The organism is Nonomuraea sp. NPDC003709 (assembly GCF_040610775.1).
Classification (GTDB): Bacteria; Actinomycetota; Actinomycetes; order Streptosporangiales; family Streptosporangiaceae; genus Nonomuraea; species Nonomuraea angiospora_A.
In genome coordinates this window covers 1-21,953 of record NZ_JBEXMW010000005.1, presented here as the reverse complement: position 1 = coordinate 21,953, position 21,953 = coordinate 1, and the positions used below count along the sequence as shown (strand labels likewise).

The 21,953-nt window shown below is 72.5% G+C and carries 19 protein-coding genes; 16 read left to right on the top strand and 3 right to left on the bottom strand.

Annotated elements, in window-relative coordinates; translation table 11 throughout:
• Window positions 1–2: 2 nt before the first annotated feature.
• The 13 genes from ABZX61_RS16495 to ABZX61_RS16435 all read left to right on the top strand — a co-directional run bounded on the left by ABZX61_RS16495 (window position 3) and on the right by ABZX61_RS16435 (window position 14,074).
• Entirely contained in the window at window positions 3–947 is a 945-nt protein-coding gene (locus ABZX61_RS16495; RefSeq protein ID WP_355195237.1) for an ABC transporter permease, read from the top strand.
• Window positions 944–1,807: an ABC transporter permease gene (locus tag ABZX61_RS16490; RefSeq protein WP_355195235.1), complete on the top strand. Its 864-nt coding sequence runs from the start codon at window positions 944–946 to the stop codon at window positions 1,805–1,807. Before ABZX61_RS16495 ends, ABZX61_RS16490 begins: the two co-directional genes overlap by 4 nt.
• The gene (locus ABZX61_RS16485) at window positions 1,804–2,781 is read left to right on the top strand and encodes an ABC transporter ATP-binding protein (protein ID WP_355195233.1); all 978 of its coding nucleotides are present in this window, start codon (window positions 1,804–1,806) and stop codon (window positions 2,779–2,781) included. The genes ABZX61_RS16490 and ABZX61_RS16485 overlap by 4 nt, the downstream gene beginning before the upstream one ends.
• Window positions 2,774–3,583 (top strand): ATP-binding cassette domain-containing protein, encoded by an 810-nt coding sequence (locus ABZX61_RS16480; protein WP_355195231.1) that lies wholly within the window; start codon window positions 2,774–2,776, stop codon window positions 3,581–3,583. The genes ABZX61_RS16485 and ABZX61_RS16480 overlap by 8 nt, the downstream gene beginning before the upstream one ends.
• The gene (locus tag ABZX61_RS16475) at window positions 3,580–5,013 is read left to right on the top strand and encodes an amidase (protein WP_355195229.1); all 1,434 of its coding nucleotides are present in this window, start codon (window positions 3,580–3,582) and stop codon (window positions 5,011–5,013) included. Before ABZX61_RS16480 ends, ABZX61_RS16475 begins: the two co-directional genes overlap by 4 nt.
• Before the next feature lie 16 nt (window positions 5,014–5,029).
• Window positions 5,030–5,902 (top strand): amidohydrolase family protein, encoded by an 873-nt coding sequence (locus tag ABZX61_RS16470; RefSeq protein WP_355195227.1) that lies wholly within the window; start codon window positions 5,030–5,032, stop codon window positions 5,900–5,902.
• On the top strand, window positions 5,899–7,407 hold the full coding sequence (locus ABZX61_RS16465) for a class I adenylate-forming enzyme family protein (protein WP_355195225.1): 1,509 nt from the start codon (window positions 5,899–5,901) through the stop codon (window positions 7,405–7,407). The genes ABZX61_RS16470 and ABZX61_RS16465 overlap by 4 nt, the downstream gene beginning before the upstream one ends.
• Before the next feature lie 16 nt (window positions 7,408–7,423).
• Complete coding sequence (locus ABZX61_RS16460; RefSeq protein ID WP_355195223.1) at window positions 7,424–8,857, top strand: gamma-aminobutyraldehyde dehydrogenase; 1,434 nt, start codon at window positions 7,424–7,426, stop codon at window positions 8,855–8,857.
• A gap of 82 nt (window positions 8,858–8,939) precedes the next feature.
• Window positions 8,940–10,460 (top strand): ABC transporter substrate-binding protein, encoded by a 1,521-nt coding sequence (locus ABZX61_RS16455; protein WP_355195221.1) that lies wholly within the window; start codon window positions 8,940–8,942, stop codon window positions 10,458–10,460.
• Window positions 10,461–10,486: 26 nt separating this feature from the next.
• On the top strand, window positions 10,487–11,407 hold the full coding sequence (locus tag ABZX61_RS16450) for an ABC transporter permease (protein WP_355195219.1): 921 nt from the start codon (window positions 10,487–10,489) through the stop codon (window positions 11,405–11,407).
• Window positions 11,404–12,231 (top strand): ABC transporter permease, encoded by an 828-nt coding sequence (locus ABZX61_RS16445; RefSeq protein WP_355195217.1) that lies wholly within the window; start codon window positions 11,404–11,406, stop codon window positions 12,229–12,231. The genes ABZX61_RS16450 and ABZX61_RS16445 overlap by 4 nt, the downstream gene beginning before the upstream one ends.
• Complete coding sequence (locus tag ABZX61_RS16440) at window positions 12,228–13,142, top strand: ABC transporter ATP-binding protein (RefSeq protein ID WP_355195215.1); 915 nt, start codon at window positions 12,228–12,230, stop codon at window positions 13,140–13,142. The genes ABZX61_RS16445 and ABZX61_RS16440 overlap by 4 nt, the downstream gene beginning before the upstream one ends.
• On the top strand, window positions 13,139–14,074 hold the full coding sequence (locus ABZX61_RS16435) for an ABC transporter ATP-binding protein (RefSeq protein ID WP_355195213.1): 936 nt from the start codon (window positions 13,139–13,141) through the stop codon (window positions 14,072–14,074). Before ABZX61_RS16440 ends, ABZX61_RS16435 begins: the two co-directional genes overlap by 4 nt.
• Here ABZX61_RS16435 and ABZX61_RS16430 read toward each other — a convergent pair.
• Window positions 14,062–14,727, bottom strand: coding sequence for a DJ-1/PfpI family protein (locus tag ABZX61_RS16430; RefSeq protein WP_355195211.1), 666 nt, complete (start codon window positions 14,725–14,727; stop codon window positions 14,062–14,064). The genes ABZX61_RS16435 and ABZX61_RS16430 overlap by 13 nt on opposite strands.
• A 54-nt stretch (window positions 14,728–14,781) precedes the next feature.
• On the opposite strand from ABZX61_RS16430, the gene ABZX61_RS16425 reads away from it, so the two are divergent.
• Both ABZX61_RS16425 and ABZX61_RS16420 read left to right on the top strand, forming a co-directional pair.
• Window positions 14,782–16,272: a GMC oxidoreductase gene (locus ABZX61_RS16425; RefSeq protein ID WP_355195209.1), complete on the top strand. Its 1,491-nt coding sequence runs from the start codon at window positions 14,782–14,784 to the stop codon at window positions 16,270–16,272.
• A gap of 372 nt (window positions 16,273–16,644) precedes the next feature.
• Entirely contained in the window at window positions 16,645–18,036 is a 1,392-nt protein-coding gene (locus ABZX61_RS16420) for a glutamine synthetase family protein (protein WP_355195207.1), read from the top strand.
• A 470-nt stretch (window positions 18,037–18,506) separates the two neighbouring features.
• Here the strand turns inward: ABZX61_RS16420 and ABZX61_RS16415 are convergent, their stop codons facing one another.
• Window positions 18,507–19,583 (bottom strand): saccharopine dehydrogenase NADP-binding domain-containing protein, encoded by a 1,077-nt coding sequence (locus ABZX61_RS16415; protein WP_355195205.1) that lies wholly within the window; start codon window positions 19,581–19,583, stop codon window positions 18,507–18,509.
• Between the two features lie 96 nt (window positions 19,584–19,679).
• On the opposite strand from ABZX61_RS16415, the gene ABZX61_RS16410 reads away from it, so the two are divergent.
• Entirely contained in the window at window positions 19,680–20,657 is a 978-nt protein-coding gene (locus ABZX61_RS16410) for a helix-turn-helix domain-containing protein (RefSeq protein ID WP_355195203.1), read from the top strand.
• A gap of 362 nt (window positions 20,658–21,019) precedes the next feature.
• Here ABZX61_RS16410 and ABZX61_RS16405 read toward each other — a convergent pair.
• Window positions 21,020–21,953: RNA-guided endonuclease TnpB family protein (locus ABZX61_RS16405; RefSeq protein ID WP_355195201.1), on the bottom strand; the 934-nt coding region annotated here is incomplete at its 5' end.

Here is a 21,953-nt window from a genome sequence, read left to right as displayed (position 1 = left end):
GCATGGCCGCCTACCTCCTCCGACGGGCGATCATGCTGGTGGCGACGCTGCTGGTGTCCAGTTTCGTCGTCTTCGCCGGGCTCTCGGTCGCCCCGGGCAATCCCCTGGCGACGCTCGCCGGCGGCCGGTCGCTGCCGCCCGAGAGCGTTCGGGTCCTGGTGGAGCGCTACCACCTGGACGAGCCGTTCCTCGTCCAGTACGCGAACTGGCTCGGCAACGCGGTCCGCGGCGACCTGGGTGTGTCCATCGTCCTGCGGCAGGACGTGTCCGACCTCATCGCCGCGCGCGCCGGGACGACCGTCGCCCTGATCCTCTACGCCGCCGTGATCGTGCTGATCGCCGGCGTCGCGTTCGGGCTGCTGGCGGCCCTGCGGCCGGGGATCGTGGACTCGCTGGTGGTGGTCTCGACGGCGGTGGCGGTCGCGGTCCCGCCCTTCGTCGCCGCGATCGTCCTCATCGGGGTCTTCGCGGTCGGCCTGCGCTGGCTGCCCGCGCTCGGCGACGGCTCGGGCCTGTGGGACGGCCTCCGCCACCTCACGCTGCCCGCCCTCGCCCTCGCGGGCTCCGCCACCGCCGCCGTCACCCGCGTCACCCGGACCTCGGTCCGTGAGCAACTGGAGCGCGAACACGTGCAGACCGCGATCAGCCGCGGCATCCCCCACGCGACCGTCGTACGCCGGCACGCCCTGCGCAACGCCGCCATCCCGATCAGCACCCTGGCGGGTATGACCGTGGCGTCCATGATCGCCCTGGCGGCCGTCGTCGAGCGGGCCTTCGGCCTCAACGGGCTGGGGGCGTACCTGGTGAGCGCCGCGCTGTCGAAGGACTTCGCCGTCGTGCAGGGCATCTCGCTCGTGCTCGTCACGTCCTTCGTGCTGGTCAACACTCTGGTCGACGTCGGGGCGTCGGTTCTCGACCCGCGGATCAAGCTGGGGAGGCGGCCATGACCGCGCTCACCGCGACGTACCGGACGCCGCGGACAGGCCCGCTGGGCGCGGTGGCCGCGACCGTGATCGTCGCGGCGGTCGTCCTCGCGGCGATCGGCCCGGCGCTCTCCCCGGTCGACCCGAACGCCAGCGACTTCGCCCAGGCCTACGGCGCTCCCGGGCCTGGCCACCCGCTCGGGTACGACGGCCAGGGCCGCGACCTGCTCGCCCGCCTGCTGACGGGCGCGCGGACCTCGCTGCTCGGGCCGCTCTGGGTCGTCGCGCTGAGCGTGACGGCGGGCACGGCCGTCGCGATCGCCGCAGCCTGGCTCGGCGGGTGGCTGGACTCCGTGGTATCGGCCGTGCTGGAGGTGGTGTTCGCCTTCCCCGGGGTGCTGCTCGCGATGCTCGTCGCCGCCGTCTTCGGCCCCGGGCTGACGTCGGCGGTCCTCGCGCTGGCCGTGGCGTACGTCCCGTACATCGCCCGGCTGGTACGCGGCGCCGCCCTCGTCGAGCGCCGCAAACCGTACATCCAGGCTCTGGAGGTCCAGGGGCTGGGGGCCGTGGCGATCTGCCTGCGGCATCTGGTGCCCAACCTGATGCCGCTCATCGCGGCCCAGGCGACGCTCTTCTTCGGCTACGCCATGGTGGACCTCGCCATCGTGTCCTTCTTCGGGCTCGGCGTACAGCCGCCCGGCGCCGACTGGGGCGTCATGGTGGCGGGCGGGCAGTCCGGCGTGCTGCAGGGCTATCCCGCCGAGTCGCTGCTGGCGGGCGGCTGCATCGTGTTGCTGGTCGTGGCCTTCAACGTGCTCGGCGAACGGCTGTCCGGCGGCCGCCCTCGCCCGTGGCGGCTCTTCCGGCGGGGAGGCACGGCATGAGCGACGTTCTCGACATCGACCACCTGACCGTGACGCTGCCGGGCGGGAACCGCCCCAAACCGGTGCTCAACGGCGTGTCACTCTCCATCGCCGAGGGCGAGGCGGTCGGTCTGGTGGGCGAGTCCGGATCGGGCAAGTCGATGACGGTCCGCGCGATCGTCCGGCTGCTCCCGCCCGGAGCACGCGTGGCGGGCGGCATCCGGGTCCGGGGCGTGGACGCCGGGGCGTTGCGCGGGGCGGCGCTGCGCGAGTTGCGCGCGAGCGTGCCCGTGATCTTCCAGGATCCGCGTGCCCACATCAACCCGGTGCGCACGGTGGGCGATTTCCTCACCGAGGCGCTCCGCGTCCACCGGCGGTTGAGCCGGCGGGCGGCCGAGGAACGCGCCGTCCGCGTGCTCGACGAGGTGGGTGTGGCGGACGCGCGGCGGCGGCTGCGCCAGTACCCCCACGAGCTGTCGGGCGGGCTGCTGCAACGCGCCATGATCGCGGCCGCGCTGCTCGCCGAGCCCCGGCTGCTGCTGGCCGACGAGCCCACCACCGCGCTCGACGTCACCACGCAGGCCGAGGTGATGGCGGTCCTCGACGAGCTGCGCCGCGAGCGGGGGCTGGCCATGCTGTTCATCACCCACGACCTGGAGCTGGCGGCGGCCGTCTGCGACCGCACCGCGGTCATGTACGCGGGCAGGATCATGGAGGTCCAGGCATCGGCGTCGCTGCACGAGCAGCCGCTACACCCGTACACGGCCGCGCTCGCCGCCGCCCGCCCCTCCCTGGAACGGCGGGCCGAGCGGCTGGCCACCGTTCCCGGGCGCCCGCTGTCGGCGTTCGAGGCGCCGGACGGCTGCGCGTTCGGCCCGCGCTGCGCGCACGTGCGGGAGAGCTGCCGCGAACGGCGCCCCGAGCTGCGCGCCGTGGTGGACGGCCAGGTGGCCTGTGTCCGCGCCGAAGAGCTGCGGGCGGTGTCGCATGACTGAGGCGATCCTGGAGGTGAACCGGCTCCGCAAGACCTTCGGCGCGGCCGTCGCCGTGGCGGACGTCAGCTTCTCCCTGCGCCCGGCGGGCGCGCTGGCCGTCGTCGGGGAGTCGGGATCGGGCAAGACCACCGTGGCCCGCATGATCGTCGGTCTCGAACGGCCGACGTCGGGCCGCATCACCGCCTGCGGGCACGACCGCTCCCAGCCGGCCGGATCGGCACGGGAGCGGCGCAGGCGCGGCGGCGAGGTCCAGATCGTCTTCCAGGACCCCTACTCCAGCCTCGACCCCCGGCAGAGCCCGGCCGCCGCCGTGGCGGAGATCCTGCGCCTGCACACCTCCCTCGACACGGCCGGGCGGCACCGCAGGGTGAGCGAGCTCGCCGGCCTGGTGGGCCTCGACGAGCGCCAGATGAGCGCCCTGCCGGCCGGGCTGTCCGGCGGGCAGCGCCAGCGGGTCGCCATCGCCAGGGCGCTGGCCGCCGAGCCGCGCATCCTCATCCTCGACGAGTCCGTCGCCGCGCTCGACGTGTCCATCCAGGCCCAGGTACTGAACGTGCTGGCCGACGTACGCGCGCGCACGGGGGTCGCGTACCTGTTCATCAGCCACGACCTCGCCGTGGTCCGCCAGGTCGCCGACGAGGTCGTGGTCATGCGGCACGGCTCGATCGTCGAACGCGGGCCCGCCGGACAAGTGCTCGACGAGCCCCGGCACCCCTACACCCGCCTGCTGCGCGCGAGCGTCCCAGGCCCCGGCTGGCGCCCCGGCCGCCGGGCGATCCCCAAGAAACAGGAGGAACGATGACGGATCCCGTCGGCACCGGCCCCGAGGGCTGGCCGACCGCCACCGAGCTGGCCGAGCACGTCGCGACCGGCAAGGCGAGCTCCCGGGAGATCGTGGAGGGCTACCTCGCGCGCATCGACGTGATCGATCCCGCGCTGAACGCCTTCTGCCACGTCGCCCCGGACGAGGCCCGCCGGGCCGCCGACGCCGCCGACGAGCTGGCGCGGCGGGGCGGGCCGCTGCCGCCCTTCCTTGGCGTCCCGATCGCGATCAAGGACCTGCACCCCGTACGCGGCTGGCCGCTGTGCAGCGCCTCCAACGGCGTCGGCCACAACGTCATGGAGCACGACGCCCCGGCGGTGCGGGCCCTGCGCGAGGCGGGTTTCGTCTTCGTCGGCGCGACGACCTCGCCGGAGTTCGGCACCGTCTCGGTCACCGAGTCGGCCCGCCACGGCGCCACCCGCAACCCCTGGGACCTGGAGTGCAGCCCGGGGGGATCCAGCGGCGGCTCGGCGGCGGCCGTGGCGGCGGGCCTGCTGCCTGTCGGGCACGCCTCCGACGGGGCCGGATCCATCCGGGAGCCGGCCAGCTACTGCGGGCTGGTGGGCATGAAGCCGAGCCGCGGTCTGGTGCCGTCCGACGCCCACTACATGGAGGGCTTCGCGACGGAGGGCGTGCTCACCCGCACCGTGCTCGACACCGCCGCGATCCTGGACGTGCTCGCCGCCGCGCCCCGGCCCACCTGGTACGCCCCTCCGCGCCCCGGCGTGCCGTTCCGGCAGCGGGCGGAGCGCGACCCCGGCCGGCTGCGCATCGGGCTCAACCTCCAGCCGGCCTTCCCCGCGCAGGTGCACCCCACGGCCGCCGCCGTGGCCCGCCGCGCCGCCGACCTGCTCGCCGACCTCGGGCACGAGGTGGTCGAACAGGACGTCCCTGGCCTCGACCCCGACTGGTTCACCCCCCGGTTCGACATCCTGTACGCCACCGGCTCGGCCGACTGCGCGGTGATCGACGAGTCCGCCGTCGAACCGCTCAACCGGACGCTCCGTCAGGCCGCCCGCGACACCGACTCGCTGACGTACGTGACCACCATCCTGGAGTTCCAGCTACGCTCGGCCGAGATGTACCAGGCCTGGGACGCCGTTGACGTCCTGCTCACCCCTACCAACCCCGTCCTCGCTCCCCGTGTGGGCTCGCTCTGGGAGGGGCAGGAGGCGGACCCGTGGGCTCCGCTGCGGCGCGCGGAGGAGACCGCCTCCCTCACCGTGCTGGCCAACATGCTCGGCCTGCCGGCGATCTCCGTCCCGCTCGTGGAGCGGGCCGGTGACCTGCCGCTCGGCGTCCAGCTCATCGGCGGCAGATGGCAGGACGGTACGGTCCTCGCCCTGGCGGGACAGCTCGAACGCGCCCACCCCTGGCGGCACCGCCGACCGGCCGCTCTCCCCCTGTGACCTGGAGGAACATTCCATGAATTCGACGATCATCGACTTCCGCGTACGGGTGCCCAGCGTCGCCCGTCCCCCGATCTCCGCGGGAGGCGACGTCTACACGCAGTACGAAGCGGTGCTCGACATCGGCGACGGCTGGCACAAGGACATGGACGAGCTGCTGGCCGAGATGGACGAGTCCGGCATCGGGCACGCCGTGCTGCACGCCGAGTACGAGCACGGCGACTACGCCGACGCGCTCAACGAGGAGGTCGCCGAGCAGGTCCGGCTGCGGCCCGAGCGGTTCTCCGGCTTCGGGACGGTGACGCTGGAGCCCTTCTCCGTCATGCGCGCGGTGCGCCAGATCGAGCGGGTGGCCGCGCTGGGGCTGAAGGGGATCAACGTGCAGCCGTCGTTCTTTGGCCACACGATCGACGACCGCCTGCTCTACCCGATCTACGCCAAGGCCACCGAGCTGGGCCTGGCCGTCGCCATCCACACGGGCGTCAACTACTCGCGGCGCCACCCCATCGAGGCCGAACGCCCCGTCCGCCTGGACCAGGTGGCCTGCGACTTCCCCGAGGCCACGCTCATCGCCTGCCACGCGGCCTGGCCGTGGGTGCCGGAGATCGTCGCGGTCGCGCGGCGGCACCCCAACGTGCTCATCGACTTCGGCGGCCTGGCACCCAAGTATCTGGGCGTGCCGGGGTCGGGCTGGGAGATGATGTTGCGTTTCATGGACCGGCTGCTGCGCCACCAGGTGCTGTTCGCCACGGACTGGCCGGTCTTCCCGCACGGGCGGGCGCTGGAGGAGTGGCACGGTCTCGGCCTGCGGGCGGAGACGCTGGACGCGCTGCTGCACGGCAACGCCGCCCGGTTGTTGTCGGCTCGCGAGCAGGCGGTGCTGGTATGAGCCTCCCCCGGCTGCCGCGGATCACCGACTATGTAGAGCATTGGGCCGCCCACCGTCCCACCGGGGTGGCCCTCGTCGGTGAGAACGGGCGCTGGACGTACGAGCGGCTGCGGGACGACGTCGACCGCTGCGCGGCGGCGCTGCTGGCCGCCGGCGTCAGGCGTGGCGACCGGGTCGCGGTGCTCGGCCATCCGCAGCCGGAGTGCTTCGTGCTCTTCCTGGCGACGGCGAGCATCGGCGCCGTCTGGGTCGGGCTGAACCCGAAGTACACCACCGCCGAGCTGGCGCACGTGGTCGCCGACAGCGAGCCGGCGCTGCTGTTCGGCATGCTCGGCCCGGACGACCCCACACAGCGCGCGCTGTCCCCGGGCCGGGCACGCGTGGTGATCCACCAGTCGCCCTCCTACAAGGAGTTCGTGGAGGCGGCACGGCCCGACGATCGCCTCCTGGCGGCCCGGCGGGAGGTGGAATCGCTGGACCCGGCGGCGATGATCTACACCTCGGGCAGCACGGGCAAGCCGAAGGGCGCGCTCGTCCCGCACCGAGGGCTGGCGTACTGCGGGGTCGTGCAGGCGGGCCACTGGTACGGCGACGCGCCCCGCAAGCTCTGCGACCTGCCGCTCAACCACATCGGCGGGCTCGGCGACATCAGCGCCTCGGTCCTGGTCGCGGGCGGCACGGTGGTCTACATGCCCCGCTTCGACCCGGCGGGAGCCCTGCGCACGGTGGAGCGGGAGCGCCTGACCCACCTCTACTGCATCCCCACGCAGCTGCTGGCGATGGTCTCCACGCCGGAATGGCGGGAATGCGACCTCGGCTCCCTGGAGTACATCCTCTGGGGCGGGGCCGCCGCGCCGCGGAGCCTGCTGGAGACGCTGTCGCGGACAGGGGCCCGGCTCGCCACCAGCTACAGCCTCACCGAGTCGACCGGCTCGGTGACCTACACCGATCCCGGCGACTCCCTCGACGTGCTGTCCTGGAGCGTGGGCCGGGTGGACCCGCACTACGAGGTGACGCTGCGCGCCCCGGACGGCGCTTCGGGAAAGGCGGCCGAGCTGCTCATCCGGGGCGATTTCATCACCCGCGGCTACTTCCGCGACCCGGCGGCGACGCGCGCCGCCATCGACGCCGACGGCTGGCTGCACACCGGCGACCTGGCGGTGGAGGAGCCCGGCGGCCACATCCGTCTCGTCGGGCGGCTCAAGGAGATGTTCAAGTCCGGCGGCTACAACGTCTACCCCCGGGAGATCGAGGCCGCGCTGGAGGAGCATCCGGCGGTGGCGCTCGCGGCCGTGGTGGGCGTGCCCGACGAGCGCTGGGGCGAGGTGGGCCACGCGTTCGTGGTGCCGAGAGCGCCGGTGACCGAGGCCGAGCTGCGCGAGCACGCCCGGTCGCGGCTGGCCAACTACAAGGTGCCGAAGGTGTTCCGGCTGGAGGGCGAGCTGCCCAAGCTGGCCGTCGGCAAGGTCGACAAGGTGAGACTGCGCCTGCTGGCGGCGTCCTGACATGTGGGAGACAGACATGCCCGACCTCCGCGTGCTGCGGAACTTCATCGACGGCGAGTCCATGGACCCGCTGGAGGGGCGCTCGGCGCCCGTGCTGGACCCGGCGACCGGCGAGACCATCGCCACCGCGCCGCGCTCCGGCCCCGAGGACGTCGAGCTGGCGGTGGCCGCCGCCACGGCGGCCTTCCCCCGCTGGTCGGCCACGACGCCGGGCGAGCGGGCGCACGCGCTGCTGCGGCTGGCGGACGCGATCGAGGAGCACGGCGACGAGCTGGCCGAGCTGGAGTCGGCCGACGCCGGCAAGCCGCTGCACGTGGTCAAGAGCGACGAGATCGGCACGATGGCCGACAACCTGCGCTTCTTCGCCGGCGCGGCCCGCTGCCTGGAAGGCAGGTCGGCGGGAGAGTACGTGGCGGGCTACACCTCCATGATCCGCCGCGAGCCCGTGGGCGTGGTCGGGCAGATCACGCCATGGAACTACCCGATGATGATGGCGGTGTGGAAGATCGGCCCGGCGCTCGCCGCCGGGTGCACGACCGTGCTCAAGCCCGCGCCGACGACGCCGGTGACCACGGTCAGGCTCGCCGAGCTGGCGGCCGGCCTGCTGCCGCCGGGGGTGCTCAACGTCGTCGTCGGCGGGAACGAGCCGGGCGCCGCGCTGGTCGAGCACCCGGACGTCGAGCTGGTCTCGCTCACCGGCTCCGTGGAGACGGGCAAGTGGGTGGCCGAGCACGCCGCCCGCACGCTCAAGCGCGTCCACCTGGAGCTCGGCGGCAAGGCCCCGGTCGTGATCTTCGACGACGCCGACCTGGAGACGGCCCTGGAGGTGGTCGCGGGCGCCGGCTTCTACAACGCGGGCCAGGACTGCACGGCGGCGACCCGCGTGCTCGCCTCCTCCCGCCTGTACGACGACGTCGTGGCCGGGCTGGCGGACCAGGCGGGCAAGCTGGTGCTGGGCGACACCCGCGACCCCGGCACCACGCTGGGCCCGCTCAACAGCCTGCGCCAGCGCGAGCGGGTGGCGGGCTTCCTCGACCGCCGCCCCGCGCACGCCGAGGTCGTCGCCGGTGGCCGCGCCGCCGACCGGCCGGGCTTCTTCCACGAGCCCACGGTCGTCGCGGGGCTGCGCCAGGACGACGAGCTGGTCCAGAAGGAGATCTTCGGCCCGGTCATCACGGTCCAGCGCTTCGAGACCGAGGAGGAGGCCGTCGCGCTGGCCAACGGCACACCGTACGGGCTGGCTTCCTCCGTCTGGACCCGCAACGTCGGCCGCGCCCTGCGCATGTCGAAGGCACTGCGGTTCGGCTGCGTCTGGATCAACGACCACGTGCCGCTGGCGTCGGAGATGCCGCACGGCGGATACAAGCAGTCGGGGTACGGCAAGGACCTGTCGATGTACGCCCTCGAGGACTACACGCACGTCAAGCACGTGATGGCCAGCCTGCGCTGACCTCCCGTCACGCCCCCCGGAACCGGAGCGGCGCGTCCAGAAGATTTATCGAACGTTCGAACTGGTGATGAACACGATGCGGATGAAAACCACGGCATGCCTCCTGCTCGCGATGGCATTGCTGGTCACCGGCTGCGGGGGCGGCACGGCGAGCGACTCTCCCACTGACGGCTCGGCGAGGCGCGGTGGCAACCTCACCATCCTGCGGGCCGCCGACATCGACGGCTGGGACCCCGACAAGGCGATCCAGCTCGCGACCTTCCAGACCCTGCCACAGGTGATGGAGGGGCTGGTGCGGCCCTCGGCGGACGGCACCTCCATCCAGCCCGGCCTGGCCGAGAAGTGGAAGCTCGACGCCAAGGCGAAGACCATCACCTTCACGCTGCGCCCGGGGCTGACCTTCAGCGACGGGCGGCCCCTGACGTCCGCGGACGCCGCGTTCTCCGTCGAACTGTGGCGCAAAGAGCTGTCCATGGGCTCGCTCTACGCCGCCATCACCGGCACCGCCACCCCGGACGACCGGACCCTGGTCATCAAGATGAAGAAGGCGAGCACCTTCACGCTCACCTGGCTCAGCAACGGCTCGGCCGTCGTCGTGCCGAAGGACTTCGGCGGGATGGGCCGCAAGGACTTCTTCGCCAAGCCGATCGGCGCCGGGCCGTTCGTGGTGGCCGCGTACCAGCCCGGGCAGCGGCTCGTCCTCGAACGTAACCGCCACTACTACGACCCCGCGCGGCCGAAACTGGACCGCCTCGTCTACGAGGTGGTCGCGGATCCCAACCAGCAGATGCTCCGCTACCAGAGCCGCCAGGCCGACGCCATCGAGGCCGTCCCGCTGGACCTGGCCGGCCAGATCCCCGAAGCCGAACGGGTGCTCGTGCACCCCTCGGCCACGATCCACGGCATCTTCGTCAACGCCGCCAAGCAACCGGGGAACGACATCCACTTCCGGCGCGCCGTTAGCCTGGCCATCGACCGCAGCCGGTACGCCCAGGCGGTCTTCGGCGGCCTGGCCGCACCGGCGACCGGCGGGCTGCCCCCGGGCGTGCAAGGGTCCGTCGGCTGCGGCTGCACGTACGAGACCGGGGTCGAGAAGGCGAAGGCCGAGCTGGCGAAGTCGTCCTACCGGCCGGGGACGAGGGTCGAGCTGGTGGTCGACGCGACGACCCCGTCCTCCACCCGCGCCGGCGAGACCGCGGCCGCACAGCTACGCGCCATCGGCGTCGACGTCGACCTGCAGAAACTGGAGGTCCAGGTGCTCGTCGACCGGCAGGCGAAGGGCGCCTACGACCTCTCCCTGGGCGAGGTGGGGAGCGTGTCGCCGACCGTGGGCGACATCTTCGGCCTGATCGTCGCCACCGGCGGGCTCTACTCCGGCCTGCCGATGAAGACCATCTCCGACGCCTTCGACCGGCTGGAGGTCGCGCAGACCGACCAGGAACGGGCCGCCGCCGTACGGACCGCCGAAACGTGGATCCATGAGAACCTGCCCTACATCCCGACGGCCTTCCCCGACCGGCTCTTCGCCGTGTCGCCGAAGGTCAAGGGCCTCCAGATCACGCCCTTCCTGTTCTATCCCGCCGACCTGCTGTGGGTGGGCTGAGCATGTCCGCCGGACGATTGCGTTTCGTGGCCGGTCGGTTGATCCAGGTGATCCCGGTGCTGGCGGCGCTCCTGCTCATCGTCGTCCTGCTCCAGCAGCTGATGCCCGGGGATCCGGCGCGGGTCATCGCGGGGCCGCGGGCGACCGCCGAGCAGGTGGCGCAGGTCCGCCGGGACTCGGGCCTCGATCAGCCGATGTTCGTGCAGTTCTGGAGATACGTGATGAATCTCGCCGACGGGGATCTCGGCCGGTCCAATCGAACCGGAACCCCCATCGCCACCATCGTCGCCGATCGCGCCGGCGCGACGGTTTGGCTGCTGGCCGGCGGGCTGCTCGTCAGCACGGCGCTGGCGGCGCCCGCCGCGCTGCTCATGGCGCTCCGCCCGCGATCGAGGGCCGCCAGGCTCTGCGCGCGCTCGCTCACGGTCCTCGTCAACTGCCCGCCGTTCTGGATCGGCCTGATGCTGGCCTCGCTGCTGGCGCTGCGGACAGGCTGGCTGCCCGTGGGCGGCTTCGGCGAGACCTTCGGGGAACGGCTGCGTTCGATGGTGCTGCCTTCGCTGACCATCGGCCTGGCCGCGATGCCGCTCCTGGCCCGCAGCGGCGCCGCGAGCCTGCGCCAGGTGCTGGCCGCCGACCACGTGACGACTGCGCGGTCCCTGGGGCTGTCCGGGTGGCCGCTCATCCGGCGGCACCTGCTGCGCAACGCCCTGCCGCCCGCCGTCACGCTGCTGGCCGTCCAGGCAGCCGCGCTGCTGTTCGGGGCGGTGGTCGTCGAGCAGACCTTCGGACTGCCCGGCCTGGGCGCCGAGATGGTGAACGCGGCCGGCCAGCGGGACTTCCCGGTGGTCCAGGCTCTCACGCTGATCTTCGGCACGGCCATCATCGCGATCAACCTGCTCGCCGACCTGGTGGTCGCGCTGCTCGACCCGAGGACGACCTGGTGACGGCCGCCGTCGTGGCGCATCCCCGGCGCGGGTTCGCCTGGCTGCGCCGGCCGGCCGCCGGGGTGCTGGCGCTGGTGATCCTCGCCGCCGTCCTCGCGCCGCTGCTGGCCCCGGCCGATCCGGATCTGCAGACGCTCGACCAGCTCCGGCCGCCTAGTGCCGCCCACCCGCTCGGCACGGACGCGCTCGGCCGGGACGTGCTGTCCCGGCTGCTGTTCGCGCTGCGTACCGACCTGCTGCTGATGCTGTTCGCCGCCGGGCTGCCGATGCTGCTCGGGACGCTGATCGGCGCCGTGGCCGGCTATTACGGCGGCTTGCTGGACGCGGCGGTGCGGTGGGTGGCCGACATCTTCCAGGCGCTGCCCGTGTACGTGCTGCTGATCGCGTTCGTGTTCGTGCTCGGCCCTGGAACCCCGTCCCTGCTCGTCGCGTTCGGCGTGCTGGGCTGGGTCGTGTACGCGCGGCTCATCCGCACCGAGGTGCGCCGCGTCCGCGAGCGCGAGTTCGTCTCCGCGAGCTACCTGCTCGGCCTGTCGCACGTCGCGGTCCTGGTCAAGCACGTGCTGCCGAATTCGCTGCGGCAGTCGCTGGTCTACCTGGCCACCGACATGGGCATGGCGCTCCAGGGCATCGCGGTCCTGTCGTTCTTCGGGCTGGGCGTGGCCGCGGGCACCCCCGAACTCGGCGCCATGGTGTCGGAGGCTCAGTTGTTCCTGCGCAGCCATTGGTGGCTGGCTGCCTTCCCGGGGCTGACCATCGTGATCCTCGGATCGAGCGTCGCCGCCCTCGGCGACCGGTGGAGCGAGCGGGGTGAGGCGGGATGACGCTGCTGGAGGTCGACGGGCTGCGCGTGGCGGTCCGCCGCCGGGGGAAGGCGCTGACGGTGCTCGACGACGTCTCGTTCGCGGTTGGGGCGGGGCAGTGTCTGGGCATCGTCGGTGAGTCGGGCTGCGGGAAGTCGCTCACCCTACGCGCCGCGATGGGCCTGCTGCCGCCGGGCGCCGTCCGCACCGCCGGTGACGTCCGGGCCGGGAGCGGGCTCGCGATGGTGTTCCAGGACTCCCACGCCTCCCTCGATCCCACGATGCGGATCGGAGCCTTCGTCGCCGACGTCGTACGCCGCCGGCAGGGGGCCTCGCGGGCCGCCGCCCGGCGGCAGGCCGTCGAGCTGCTGGCCGCCGTCGGCGTACCGGATCCCGAGCTGCGCTCCCGCGCCTATCCGCACGAGCTCAGCGGCGGCATGCGCCAGCGGGTCGCGATCGCGCTGGCCCTCGCCACGGATCCGGGCGTGCTGCTGTGCGACGAGCCGACCACGGCGCTGGACGTCACGCTGCAGGCCGAGATCCTGCGGCTCCTCGACGCGGCGCGGAGGGAGCGAGGGCTCGGCGTGGTCCTCGTCAGCCACGACGTGGCGGTGGTCCGGCAGGTGGCCGACACGGTGGCCGTCATGTACGCCGGGCAGATCGTCGAAGCCGGCCCGGCGTCCGAGGTGCTCGACCGGCCGCGGCACCCGTACACCCGGGCGCTGATCGACGCCGTGCCCACGCTCGACGGGCCGCCGGGTCCCTTCAGGCCGATCCCCGGCGCGCCACCCGGCCCGGCGGCCTACTCCCCTGCCTGCCGGTTCCTGGCGCGCTGCGCCCATCGGGAGCCGGCCTGCCAGGAGGTCGTCCTCGGGATCCAGGCACTCGACGGGCTGCACCGGTCGGCGTGCGTCCATCAGGAGGGCATATGAGCGTACGAGTCGAGCGGCTCACCGTCACCTACCCCGTACGGGACGGGCTGTTCCGCAGGCGGGTGCACGCCGTGGACGGGGTCGACCTCGACCTCGCCCACGGCGAGATCCTGGGCCTGGTCGGCGAGAGCGGTTGCGGCAAGTCGACACTCGGGCGGGCGATCGTCGGCCTCGCCCGACCATCCACTGGCAGCGTGCTGCTCGACGGCGTGCCCGTCCCGCGGCGGCGCCCGCCGGACATGCGCCGCCGCGTCCAGATGATCTACCAGGATCCGGGCGCCTCCCTCGATCCGCTGCGCACGGTCGCGCAGACGCTGGCCGAGCCGCTGCGACAGCGGCCAGCCGATCAGGTCGCACGCCGGACCCGCGAGCTGCTGGAGATGGTCGGGCTGGGCGTGGAGCACGTGCGGGCCCGCCCACGCGAACTGTCCGGGGGCCAGCGGCAGCGCGTCGCGATCGCCCGCGCGCTGGCCGCGGAGCCCGACGTGCTGGTCGCCGACGAGGCGGTGGCCGCGCTGGACGCCTCCGTGGCGGGCGCCGTGCTCAACCTGCTGGGCGAGCTCCGCGAACGGCTTGGGCTGGCGGTGCTGTTCATCTCCCACGACCTGGCCGTGGTGCGAGGGCTGTGCGACCGGGTCGCGGTGATGTATCTGGGGCGCGTCGTGGAGGAGGGGCCGGCCGCGGAGGTCTTCGCACGTCCCGGGCACCCGTACACCCGCGTGCTCCTCGACGCGGTCCCCTCCGCCGACCGGCGCCGTCCCGTCGTGGCCGTGGGCGAACCGCCCAGCCCGCTCCGCCTGCCGGCCGGCTGCCGCTTCCATCCGCGCTGTCCGGTCGCGGTGGCCGGGTGCGCCACCGCCGAGCCCGAGGAGGCTCGGCGGGGCGGGCATCGGGTGGCCTGCCACCTCGCCTGGCAGGCTCAGGAGATCTGAGCGGTCCTGCGCGCCCATGAGGGGCCGTACGAGCGCTCCAGGTTGTCGCGCATGAACCGCACCACCTCCGCCGGAGCCTTCGCCACCGAGCCCGCGTCGTGCGGCGGCTGGGGGTCGTACTCGATCCCCAGCTGCACCGCCTGCGCGTAGGCGGCTCCCTGGAGCCGGTCGCAGACCACCAGCGCCATGTCGATGCCGGACGAGACGCCGGCCGCCGTGATGATCTTCCCGTCCTCGACCACGCGCTGGGACACCGGCTCGGCGCCGAAACAGCTCAGGCTCTCCAGCTCGTACCAGAACGTCGTGGCCCGGCGGCCCTCCAGCAGCCCCGCGGCGCCGAGCAGGAGCGAGCCCGTGCACACGGACGTCGTCCAGAGGCTGGTCCCGTGCGCCTGACGCAGCCAGGACAGGACGGGTTCGTCGTCGAGGAACCGTGTGGTCGTGCTGCCGCCGGAGACCACGACCACGCCCGGCCGCTCCATGCTCTCCAGCGGCTCGGCCACGAGGCCGAAGCCGGGCTGGTCGGCGGCGCACATCCCCGGTGTGGCGGCCACGAACCGCACTTTGGCCTCCGGCAGGCGGCTCAGCACCTCGAACGGCCCGGTGACGTCCAGGGCGGTGAACCCTTCGTAGATGAGGATCGCGACGTCCATGCGCCGTACCTGCCTCTCTAGTTCTTTTATCGTTCGATCGATTAAACTTTGTCCATGGTAAACGACTCAGACCCGCGGGTGCGAGCGGACGTCGCGGTACTCGGCGGCGGCACGGCCGGCGCGGTCGTCGCCGGGCGCCTGCTCGAGAACACGTCCCTGTCCGTAGTGGTCGTCGAGGCCGGACCCGACTACGGCGCCTTCGACTCGGGACGGTGGCCTCACGAGCTTCTCGACAGCTCGACGCTGCCGGACACGCACGACTGGGGATACCGCGGCCCCGGTGCTGTCTCCACCCGGGAGCTGGCCTTCGAGCGGGCGCGGGTCATCGGCGGCTGTTCTTCCCACAACGGCTGCTCCCAGACTGTGGGCCATGCTTCCGACTACCGCTCATGGGGCCTCTCCTGGACCGACGCATCGCTCACCGGTCTGCTGAAGGAAGGCGCGGCCAAGCTGCGCGTCAGGCACTACACGGATGAGGAGCTCACCCCCTTCCAGGCAGCGGCGATGGACGCCATGGTCGACTGTGGGATCCCGCGTACGGACGATCTGGACGACCTCTCCGGCGGTGCCGGCTGCGGGCCCTCACCCGTGAACAACCCCGGCGGCGTGCGCTGGAACAGCGGCTTCGCGTATCTCGACCCGGTTCGGGGCGACGGCCGCCTGCGCATCGTCGACCGGGCGCTGGTCGACCGGCTGGAGTTCCGCGGCTCGGCCGTCCTTCGCGCCCACGTCCTGCGGGGACGGGAGCGGCTGGTCGTCGAGGCCGACAGATTCGTGCTCTGCGGCGGCGCCTACGGCAGCCCCGAGGTGCTGCTGCGCAGCGGGGTCGGCCCGGCCGGCGAGCTCCGCGCCCTCGGCGTGCGACCGTGCCTCGATCTCCCCGGCGTCGGTCGCAACCTGCACGACCACCCGACCCTGGAGCTGCGCTTCGCGGCGAGCGACGAGCTGGCGCGCCGGCTCACCGCGTACGAACGGCTGCGGCCGGTGCCGGACGAGCAGGTCATCGGCAAGGCCCGCTCGACAGGCGGCCATGCCCCGTACGACCTGCACCTCCTCCCGTGGACCACCCGCACCACCGACGGCTGGGCCTGCGTGCTCCCCGCCGCCTGCCTCACCCCGCGCTCCCGGGGCACCCTCCGGCTCTCCTCCCCCGCCCCCGGCGCCAGGCCCGTCATCGAGCACGCCTACCTGGCGGACGGCGACGATCTGGCGGTGCTGCGCGACGGCATCGAGCTGTGGCGGAGCATGGCCGCCTCCTCGGCGCTGGCGCCCCTGCTCGGGGCGCCGCTGGACGAGTTCAGCGCGGACCCGCGAGCCGGTGAGGCTTCGCTGCGCGCTTCCGCCGCCCATTACTGGCACCCGGTGGGCACCTGCGCGATCGGCGCCGATCCGGCGGAGGGCGCCGTCGTGGACGGCACCGGGCGGGTGCACGGCAGCGACAACCTGTGGGTCGTCGACGCCTCGATCATGCCGGTGATCCCGCGGGCCACCACGAACCTGCCGGTCGTCGCGCTCGCCGAGCACCTCGTCCGCACCCTGAGGTGAGGGCCGGCCCTGACCGATGACCCCGCATCGGTGCTCATAATCACCACCGACACACACCACACTCACCGTCACCACCGACGCGGGCATCGCGCGAGGCGGCCCCCGTGTCAACGCCTCGGCGAGTCGTCGCCTCCAGCCACCGCAGCCGCCGATCAGGCGAATGCGCAAGAGACGGCCGCGCAGCCGGCGTACGACGGCCTCGCCTTGGGCGTGGCGCCGTCGGATGCGGGCCCGCGGTCTATATAGTGACCGGCACATCGAACGGCGCGGCGTTCGGCGCTGTGACCAGGCATTACGCCCCGAATCGGGGCACGTCCGGCGGTCGCATGGCAAGGTGGCCGGCCGCGGACGTGATGGGCCGATCGTCAGGGGATGTCGATGCTCGACCAGATAGCCGCCGGCACGTCGCGGGCAAGCGCGGACGACCTCGATCTGGCCGAGGCGGGTGTCGTCGGAGTCACGATCGTCTGGGCCGACAACAACGGGATCCCCCGGTCGCGCACGGTGCCCGTCGGTCAGTTCGGCGCGGCGGTCGAGCGTGGGGTGGGTGTCACGCCGCTGTTCGCGGTGTTCGACTCCCACGACGGCATCACCTTCGGGCATCCCCCGCTGGGCACTCCCTCGGGCGACATCCGGCTGATGCCGGTCGCCGACCGGCTGGTCCGGCTCGCCGGTCAGCCCGGGTTCGCGTGGGTGCCGGGCCGGCAGGTCGCGGCGGATGGTTCGGCGTGGCCGTACGACCAGCGCGGCGTGCTGGAGCGCCAAGTCGCCCGGGCCGCGGCTCTCGGGCTGGACTTCCTGGCCGGTTACGAGATGGAGTTCCACCTCAGCCGGGCGGACGGGGGCGACGGCGACGACGTACGGCCCATCTACGAGGGGCCTTCCTACGGGCCGGCCAAGATGCTGGCCGTCGACGCCTTCGCCGAGCAGCTGCTGCGCGACCTCGACCGCAACGGCGTGCCCGTCGGCCAGTTCCACGGCGAGTACGGCCCGGGGCAGTTCGAGTTCAACATCGCCCCCGCCGACCCGGTCACCGCCGCCGACCGGCAGTTGCTGGCCCGGCAGACCGTTCACGCGGCCGCCCGAGCGCACGGCCTGCGGGCGAGCTTCGCCCCGTTGGTCACCCTCGGGCAGGTGGGCAACGGCTGGCATCTGCACACCTCGCTGTACCGCGCCGGGACGAACCTGCTGTCCGGCGGCAACGGGCCCGCGGGCATGACCGCCGAGGGCGGCGCCTACCTGGCCGGCCTGCTCCGCGACCTGCCCGCCGTCGTGGCCGTCACCGCGCCCAGCCTGTCCTCGCTGCAACGGCTGCGGCCCGGTTACTGGTCCGGCGCGTACACGTTCTGGGGCGTGGAGAACCGGGAGGCGGCGCTGCGGCTCGTACCGGCCACTCCCCTGCTCGGCGCCGCGCACGCCAACGTCGAGCTCAAGCCGTCGGACGCCTCGGCCAACCCCTACCTCGCGCTCGCCACCGTGATCGCCGCGGGCCTCGCCGGCATCGAGGACGGCCTCACGCCCCCCGACCCGGTGCAGGAGGACCCCGGCACCTGGACCGACGAGCGGCGGGCCGAACGCGGCATCCGCCGGCTGCCCACCACCGTCGAGGAGCAGCTCGGCGCGCTGCTGACCAACGAGCGCATCCGTTCCGCCCTGGGCGAGGAGCTGGCCGACGCCTTCCGGGCGGTACGCGTCTCCGACGCCGCCTGGGCGGCCGACCGCGACGCGGCTGCCGTGGTCCGCTCCCACCGCTGGCTGTACTGAGCCGCCGCGTGGCCGGACGCTTGGGGCTGAGCAGGGGGCGACAGGTCCGTGTGCCGTCGGTGTTAAATGATCACGTCGTCGCAGAGGACCGCGATGAGATCCACTTCCCGTACGGCGCCGAACCGGCGGGAGATGAGCAGGCTCGCACGTCCGGCCTGGATCTCCCGCTCACGACCGTGAGCGGCCCGGCGTCGAAGCCGACACACGAACCCGGTTCCCCCCGCTCATCACCATGACCGGCCCGACCCCGAAGCCGAATCCCCCGCTCATCACCGCGAGCGGCCCGACCCCGAAGCCGGATCCCTGCTCGTTACCGTGAGGGGGCCGCCCCCGAAGCCGGCGCACAAACCCGAATCCCCCTCATCATCGCGAGCGGCCCGAACACGGAGCCAGATCCCCTGCCCATCACCGTGAGGGGGCCGATCCCGAAGACGACAGACGAACCTGAATCCCCCTATTCGCAGCCGTTTTCACTCGTCGCCCAGCGACAGTTCGTCCAGTGACAGTTCGTCCAGCGGGAGGGACCGCAGGAAGTCCTCGGCGTCGAAGAGCTCCCCGGCGGTGACGACCCCGGTGGCCCGGCCGCGGCCGGTCAGGATCCGCTCGGTGGCCTCCACCACGATCGGCGCGGTGATGGCGTAGATGTCACGGCCGCGCGCAGCCACCCGCCGCCGCTCGTCCCCCCTGCGGACGACGACCTCGACCAGGAAGACCTGGGCCGATCGCCCGTCGGCGTCGGCCGCCTGCGGTCCCTTGGTCTCCGGGTCGCCGAGGTCCTTCAGCGGGGCGACGTTCAGGAAGGCGTCGATCCGCGGGGTGTCCAGGTGACGGGAGACGGTGACCACGTCGGCGTTGGAGAACTGCCCCACGACGTCCTGGGTCCCGAACGGTTCGGCGAACGTCCACGTCCCCTTCGGCGGCGGCTCGTCGCCCGCGACCACCTTCAGATGGTGGTCCGAGAAGACCACCCGCCGCCCGGCCCGGCGCTGGCCGGCCAGCACGGTGCCCCGGGTCGGGTGCCAGCTGTCCAGGGCCACCGCGATCGAGATGTCATCGGCCGCCGGCCAGTCACCCATCGCGACGGTCGCGAGCAGGTCGCCCAGCGCACCGTAGAACGCCATCACCGGTGCCACCACGATGCCCGCCTCCTTCACCCGCGGGTCGTCCCGGTAGGTGTCGAAAGTGTTCATCGCGACCAGGGTCTCGCCGGTGACGTCCAGGTAGTGGATCCCGGCACGCAACGCGGCCTCGATCAGCGGCGGCGCGGTGTCGCCGAACGGCCCGGCACAGTTGATCACCGCTGCCGTGCCCGCGATCGCGCGGTCGAGCGAGGCCGGGTCGTCGACCGAGGCGATCCGCCACTCCACGCCGGGGTGGGCGGCGGCCGCCGCCTCCAGCTTCACCGCGTCCCGCCCGGACAATACCGGCGTCCAACCGCGCTCCAGCAGCTCCGCCGTCACGAACCGGGCGGTGTGCCCGTAGGCGCCGAACACCGCCACCACCGGCTTCGCGCTCCCGCGACCGGGCCGGCCGTCGATCTCCGTCATCAGGTCTCCTTCAGCTGTTCAGGCTCCCTCCGATCTTGCTGAACGGTGCCGCCGGGAGCCACCGTCGCGTACGTCAACGTGCGCTAGATTCGCGACATGCGCGCCCATCGCGTCGTCATGGCCGTCACCGACGACATGCCGATCTTCGAAGCAGCCGTCCCGTGTCAGGTCTTCGGCGTCGACCGGCCGCACCTGGCCGATCCGTGGTACCAGTTCTCGGCGGTCCCGGTCGGTGACACGCCGGTGCGGCTGAGCCCGGGATTCACCCTCGCCCCGGTGAGCGGCGGGTGGGATCTGGACTCGGCGGACACCCTCGTCATCCCGGCCTGTACGAATGTGCACGACGACCCACCGGCCGAGTTGGTGGACGTCGTCCGGGAGGCGTACCGGCGCGGGATCCGGATCCTGTCCATCTGTTCCGGCGCCTTCGTCCTGGCCGCCGCCGGGGTGCTCGACGGTCGCCGGGCCACCACGCACTGGCTGCACGCGGAGGAGCTGAGCCGCCGCTACCCCGCCGTCCGGGTCGACCCGTCCGTGCTCTACGTGGAGGACGCCAACGTGATCACCTCCGCGGGGACGGTGGCCGGGATCGACGCCTGCCTGCACGTCGTACGGGTCGACCACGGTGCCGCGGTGGCCGCCGAACTGGCCCGCCGCCTGGTCACCCCGCCGCACCGGGACGGCGGGCAGGCCCAGTACCACCGCCCCGCCTCGCCGGTGGTCCGCGACGACTGGCTGGCCGCCCTGCTGGACTGGGCCACCGAGCAACTGCATCTGCCGCTGTCCATCGCCGACCTGGCCGCCCAGGCCAATGTCAGCGTGCGCACCGTCGAACGCCGGTTCGCCGAGGCGCTCGGGATGTCGCCGCTGCGCTGGCTGCTGCAGCAGCGGGTACGCCGGGCCCAGCAGTTCCTGGAGACCAGCGACCGGCCGATCGGATGGATCGCCGACAGCTGCGGATTCGGCGGACCGGCCAGCCTACGAACACACTTCGCCCGAATCGTCGGGGTATCCCCCACCACCTACCGCCGAACATTCCACGAACGGACGGGCACGACCCGCATCGCCAGCTAACCGCCCCAACGGCACAACCCACACCGCCAATCGACCAGGCCCGACAACACCACCCCCACCCAACCAGGCCCGACAGCACCATCCCCGCCCGGATTGACCCGGCCCGACACCACCCACCACCCGCTCATGCCCCACAGCACCACCCGCCGCGCCCGCCAGCATCACCCCGACCACCACCCGATCGACCCACAGACCCGACCACGCCCCACCAACAAACCGACCTCACAGCGCCGCCACCACCAGCCGACCGACGCACCGGCGCAACCCAGATCGTCAACTGATGCGCCCGACAGGGGCGCATCTCGCCGTTGCGTTACCGTCGCCGATCGGCCAGAGGTCCGGGTATTGACATCCACTCCGCCCTAAAGGATGGAGACTCCCGTCTGCCGCGCGTGTGGCTCCGGGTGGGTTACTGCTTCTTCGCGCGGTGCCGGAACAAGTCCCGGTCTTACCTGCGCTCCACAGTCGTTTAGTCTCTCCGCCTGTCCGGCGGCGAGAATGTTGATCGCTGCGTTGACGTCCCGATCGTGAGCCGCCCCGCACGGGCAGGTCCACTCCCGGATGTTCAGCGGCATCGACTCGGCGATGGTCCCGCACGCCGAGCACGTCTTCGACGACGGGAACCAGCGGTCGATCTTGCCGAAGTGGCGGCCGTACCTGACGGCCTTGTACTCCAGCATGGCGACGAACTGCGACCAGCCCGCGTCGTGCACCGACTTCGCCAAGCGTGTGCGCGCCAGGCCGGACACCGCAAGATTCTCCACGTACACCGCTTGGTTGTCGCGGATGATCGTGGTGGAGAGCTTGTGTGCCCAGTCTCGGCGCGTGTTGGCTACTTTGGCGTACGCCTTGGCGGCCTTCACCTTGGCCTTGATGCGGTTCGCCGAGCCTTTCTCCTTACGGCTCAGCGCCTTCTGCGCCTTGCGGAGCTTCTTGGCTGCCCGGCGCAGGATACGCGGGTTAACCACCTTCTGGCCGTTCGACATCACCGCGAAGTGCGTCAGACCCAGGTCGATGCCGATCTCGGAGCCCGTCTCGGCCAGCGGCTCGGGCAGCGGCTCGTCCGACGTCTCGACCACGAACGACGCGAAATACCGGCCTGCCGAATCCTTGATCACCGTCACCGATGATGGATCGGAGGGCAGCGAACGCGACCAGCGGACCGGCACGTCTCCGATCTTCGGCAACCGCAGGCGACCCGACTCGGTGACCTTGAACCGGGCGTTCTTGGTGAACCGGATGCTCTGCCGGGAGTCCTTGCGCGACCGGAACCGGGGCGGGGCGACCTTTCGGCCC

Excerpts from the sequence above, each read along its gene's own strand:
- ABZX61_RS16410 (WP_355195203.1), top strand. The coding sequence starts at position 19,680 with ATGCGCGCCCATCGCGTCGTCATGGCCGTCACCGACGACATGCCGATC.
- ABZX61_RS16490 (WP_355195235.1), top strand. The coding sequence starts at position 944 with ATGACCGCGCTCACCGCGACGTACCGGACGCCGCGGACAGGCCCGCTG.
- ABZX61_RS16455 (WP_355195221.1), top strand. The coding sequence starts at position 8,940 with ATGAAAACCACGGCATGCCTCCTGCTCGCGATGGCATTGCTGGTCACC.
- ABZX61_RS16415 (WP_355195205.1), bottom strand. The coding sequence starts at position 19,583 with ATGACGGAGATCGACGGCCGGCCCGGTCGCGGGAGCGCGAAGCCGGTG.
- ABZX61_RS16465 (WP_355195225.1), top strand. The coding sequence starts at position 5,899 with ATGAGCCTCCCCCGGCTGCCGCGGATCACCGACTATGTAGAGCATTGG.
- ABZX61_RS16420 (WP_355195207.1), top strand. The coding sequence starts at position 16,645 with ATGTCGATGCTCGACCAGATAGCCGCCGGCACGTCGCGGGCAAGCGCG.
- ABZX61_RS16495 (WP_355195237.1), top strand. The coding sequence starts at position 3 with ATGGCCGCCTACCTCCTCCGACGGGCGATCATGCTGGTGGCGACGCTG.
- ABZX61_RS16460 (WP_355195223.1), top strand. The coding sequence starts at position 7,424 with ATGCCCGACCTCCGCGTGCTGCGGAACTTCATCGACGGCGAGTCCATG.
- ABZX61_RS16435 (WP_355195213.1), top strand. The coding sequence starts at position 13,139 with ATGAGCGTACGAGTCGAGCGGCTCACCGTCACCTACCCCGTACGGGAC.
- ABZX61_RS16430 (WP_355195211.1), bottom strand. The coding sequence starts at position 14,727 with ATGGACGTCGCGATCCTCATCTACGAAGGGTTCACCGCCCTGGACGTC.
- ABZX61_RS16440 (WP_355195215.1), top strand. The coding sequence starts at position 12,228 with ATGACGCTGCTGGAGGTCGACGGGCTGCGCGTGGCGGTCCGCCGCCGG.
- ABZX61_RS16425 (WP_355195209.1), top strand. The coding sequence starts at position 14,782 with ATGGTAAACGACTCAGACCCGCGGGTGCGAGCGGACGTCGCGGTACTC.
- ABZX61_RS16475 (WP_355195229.1), top strand. The coding sequence starts at position 3,580 with ATGACGGATCCCGTCGGCACCGGCCCCGAGGGCTGGCCGACCGCCACC.
- ABZX61_RS16485 (WP_355195233.1), top strand. The coding sequence starts at position 1,804 with ATGAGCGACGTTCTCGACATCGACCACCTGACCGTGACGCTGCCGGGC.
- ABZX61_RS16480 (WP_355195231.1), top strand. The coding sequence starts at position 2,774 with ATGACTGAGGCGATCCTGGAGGTGAACCGGCTCCGCAAGACCTTCGGC.
- ABZX61_RS16470 (WP_355195227.1), top strand. The coding sequence starts at position 5,030 with ATGAATTCGACGATCATCGACTTCCGCGTACGGGTGCCCAGCGTCGCC.